General features: G+C 42.5%; 2 pseudogenes. Both read left to right on the top strand.

The features are described from left to right. Nucleotides 1-118 (top strand): annotated as a pseudogene (locus CJ260_RS13260) (IS30 family transposase); the annotation flags it as partial. Nucleotides 119-139: 21 nt separating this feature from the next. Beyond that, a pseudogene (locus CJ260_RS12560) lies at nt 140-405 on the top strand (helix-turn-helix domain-containing protein); the annotation flags it as partial.

The following is a 405-nucleotide window of genomic DNA, read 5'->3' as shown; positions in this document are numbered from 1 at the left end:
CGTTCCAGAAGCCTATGTGCAAGCTGTTTTTGCAGAACTAAATCGCCGTCCCCGAAAATGTTTAGGATACAAAACGCCATACGAAGTACATTACTCTAAAAAGTTGCACTTAGCTTGACAATTCGCCGCGAAATACAGTTACGAATTTAAGAAGCAACTGGTATCAGAATACCTGGACAATCAGGGAAGCTACGCTTCCATTTCACAAAAACATGGCATGTCGAGCAGTTGCCAGTTAAAAACGTGGGTTGCTGCCTACAAAAAATTGGGGGATAATGGGTTAAAACGATCTCGATCCCGGAAAGAATACTCTTTCGAAGAAAAGCTTTCTGTGGTAGAGTCTTACTTAACAAGCGAACTCTCGTATCAGGAACTGGCTCTTCAAATGGGAATCAACAATCCGTC

Source organism: Megasphaera sp. ASD88 (genome assembly GCF_002287425.1).
Classification (GTDB): domain Bacteria; phylum Bacillota; class Negativicutes; order Veillonellales; family Megasphaeraceae; genus Megasphaera; species Megasphaera stantonii.
The sequence above is the reverse complement of the archived record's forward strand: the minus strand, read 5'-3'. Positions and strand labels throughout refer to the sequence as shown.